The following is a 2,892-nucleotide window of genomic DNA, read 5'->3' as shown; positions in this document are numbered from 1 at the left end:
GTACGGCCCCCAGGCCGTGCACGCTGACCCTCCGGACGCCGACTTGAAGGCGATCTCGCACGCCCCGGCGAAGCCGGGGCCAACACTTCTGTCGTACCCCGGCGTTACGCTCTGCCCCATGTCCGACACCGCCACGGTCACCACCCCTCCCGAGGCCGGCGCGCCCGCCAGGAGGCGGCCTGCGTTGTCGCCGTCCCGGGCGAGCGACTTCAAGCAGTGCCCGCTTCTCTATCGCTTCCGCGCGGTCGATCGGCTGCCGGAGGTGCCCACCAGGGCGCAACTGCGCGGCACGCTCGTCCACGCGGTGCTGGAGCGGCTTTTCGCCCTCCCCGCCGCCGAACGCGTCGCTCCGCGCGCGAAGGAGCTGCTCGCGCCGACCTGGACGGAGCTGTCCAGCGACAGTCCGGAGTGGACAGAGCTGTTCGCGGACGGCGAACCCGGCGAGACCGACAAGTGGCTGGCTTCCGCCGAAAAACTGCTCGACTCGTACTTCGAGCTGGAAGATCCGCGAAGGCTGGAGCCGGAGGCGTGCGAGCTGCACGTCGAGATCGAGCTGGGCTCGGGTGTGCTGCTGCGCGGGTACATCGACCGGGTGGATGTCGCGCCGACCGGCGAGATCCGGGTCGTGGACTACAAAACCGGCGCCGCCCCGCGGGAAATCGGCGAGGCCAAAGCGCTCTTCCAGATGAAGTTCTACGCGTTGGTGCTGTGGCGGTTGCGCGGGGTCGTCCCGCGGCAGCTGAAGCTGATGTATCTGACCGACGGCCAGTCGCTGGCCTACACGCCGGACGAGGCGGAGCTGGTCCGGTTCGAGCGCACGCTGGAAGCGATCTGGCAGGCGATCCTGAAGGCGGGCAAGACCGGCGATTTCCGGCCGAACAAGGGCAAGCTGTGCTCGTGGTGCGATCACCAGGCGCATTGCCCGGAGTTCGGCGGCACGCCGCCGGAGTATCCGGGCTGGCCGGAGCCTGATCCGGGCGAGGAGACGGTCTTGGACCGGGCCGACTGATGGGCGACGCGTTCTTCCTCCCGCTCGGCGGCGAGCGGTACGAGGCGACTGAGCACACCACGGGCCCGTGGAATCCGGGAGCCCAGCATTTCGGCCCGCCGTCGGCGCTGCTGGTGCGCGGGCTCGAACGGCTGGAGTCGCGGCATCCGGCGCAGCTGGCGCGGGTGACGGTCGAGATCCTCGGCCCGGCTCCGGTGGGCGAGCTGGAGCAGCGGTCGTGGATCGAACGGCCGGGCCGGACGGTCGAATTGGTCCAGTCCGAGCTGTCCGCGAACGGCCGGACGGTCGCGCGGGCGTCGGGGTGGCGGATCGCGACGTCGGACACCGCCGACATCGCCACCGACGGCGGTCCGCTGCTGCCCGCGGCCGACGCGGGCAGCGAGGCGGCCTTCCCGGACGACTGGCAGGGCGGTTACCTGCACGCGATCGAATGGCGTTCGGTCCGCGGCGCGATCTCCGCTCCCGGCCCGGCCGCGGTGTGGGGACGGCAGCGGTATCCGCTGGTCGACGGCGAGGAACCGACCGGCCTGCAACGGCTGTTCGCGATCGCCGACTCCGGCAACGGGGTGTCGCATTTCCTGCCGGCGGGCGAGTGGTGGTTCATCAACTCGGAGCTCACCGTGCACCTGCGGCGGGTCCCCGAGGGCGAGTGGATCGGCCTCGACGCGGTGACGCTGGTCGGGCCGCACGGCGTCGGCACCGCGACCAGTACGCTGCACGATCGTTCCGGTCCGGTCGGCACCGGCGCGCAGGCTTTGCTGGTGCGTCCGCGACAGGCCGGGGGCGGATGAGCGCGCCGCGGCGCACGAGTCCGATAGCCTTCGCGGAACGACCGACAAGGGAGCGCTCCGGCATGCAGATCACCTCGGTGGTCAACCAGAAGGGCGGGGTGGGCAAAACCTCGCTGAGCGTGGGCGCGGCCGCGGCCCTCGCCGAACGCGGCAGGCGGGTGCTGCTCGTCGACCTCGACCCGCAGGGGCACGCGACCACCGAGATGCTCGGCATGGACGAGGTCCCGGCGGACTCGCCGAGCCTGGCGAAGGCGCTGACGAAGCTGTGGAAGGGCCCGATCGAGCAGCTGGCCGTCCCGCATCCGCGCAGCAACCTCGGCCGCGGCGGCGCGTTCGACGTGATCCCCACGTCGCCGGGCATGTTCGACCTGATCCGCAGGCTGGACCAGTTCCGCGTGCCCGGCTGGCAGCTGGCGAGGGTGATCCAGTTCGCCCACTACGACCACGTGATCATCGACTGCCCGCCGGCCCAGGACGTCCTGACGAACAACGCGCTGGCGGCTTCGCACGGCATCCTGGTCCCGGTCCAGCCGGACAAAACGAGCATCCGAGCGCTGCGCCTGCTGTCGGAACAGGTCCGCTACGTAGAACAAACGACCGGCCGCGCCCCCATCGCCTGGTTCGGCATCGTGCCCGGCCTGTACCGCCGCCCCATCTCGCACTACGCCGCGGCCGCCCTGCAGGAGATGTACTCCTTCGGCGTCCCGATGCTCTCGCACGTCCCCCTGGGCGTAGTGATGAACGAAGCCGCCGCCCACGGCGTCCCGGTCACCACCTTCGCCCCGGAAACCATCCAAGCGGTGTCGTTCCGGGAGATTGCCGAGACCTTGGACAGCTACCTGGCGCAAAACCCCGGCCCCACCGAGGTTCCCGCCGACGACGAGTTCGTGTTCGAGGACTTCATTTCCGAGGTAGCTGTAGCGCGCAACGTCAACGACAACGGCGCCCGCAAGAAGCTGTACGACCTCATGCCCAAGCGCCCCAACCGCCCGCGCTAAGGCACCGTCCACTTCAGACCAACAGGACCACACCGCGGGATCGCGCCGGCGTTTGGGGGCTCACCGGCGTGACAGGCCGAAGGCCCCTCACGCC

3 protein-coding genes are annotated in these 2,892 nt (G+C 70.5%); all 3 read left to right on the top strand.

Annotation, left to right across the window (positions count from 1 at the left end; translation table 11 throughout):
• Window positions 1-118: 118 nt before the first annotated feature.
• The 3 genes from ACFXI3_RS47060 (at window position 119) to ACFXI3_RS47050 (ending at window position 2,798) form a co-directional block, all read left to right on the top strand.
• The gene (locus ACFXI3_RS47060) at window positions 119-1,009 is read left to right on the top strand and encodes a RecB family exonuclease (RefSeq protein WP_344274138.1); all 891 of its coding nucleotides are present in this window, start codon (window positions 119-121) and stop codon (window positions 1,007-1,009) included.
• Window positions 1,009-1,800 (top strand): thioesterase family protein, encoded by a 792-nt coding sequence (locus tag ACFXI3_RS47055; protein ID WP_344274135.1) that lies wholly within the window; start codon window positions 1,009-1,011, stop codon window positions 1,798-1,800. The genes ACFXI3_RS47060 and ACFXI3_RS47055 overlap by 1 nt, the downstream gene beginning before the upstream one ends.
• A gap of 62 nt (window positions 1,801-1,862) precedes the next feature.
• Window positions 1,863-2,798 (top strand): ParA family protein, encoded by a 936-nt coding sequence (locus ACFXI3_RS47050; protein ID WP_344274132.1) that lies wholly within the window; start codon window positions 1,863-1,865, stop codon window positions 2,796-2,798.
• Window positions 2,799-2,892 lie beyond the last annotated feature (94 nt).

Origin of the sequence: Amycolatopsis sp. NPDC059235 (assembly GCF_042754125.1) — a bacterium.
In the GTDB taxonomy this organism is placed as follows: domain Bacteria; phylum Actinomycetota; class Actinomycetes; order Mycobacteriales; family Pseudonocardiaceae; genus Amycolatopsis; species Amycolatopsis albidoflava.
This window is presented reverse-complemented; position numbering and strand designations above follow the sequence as displayed.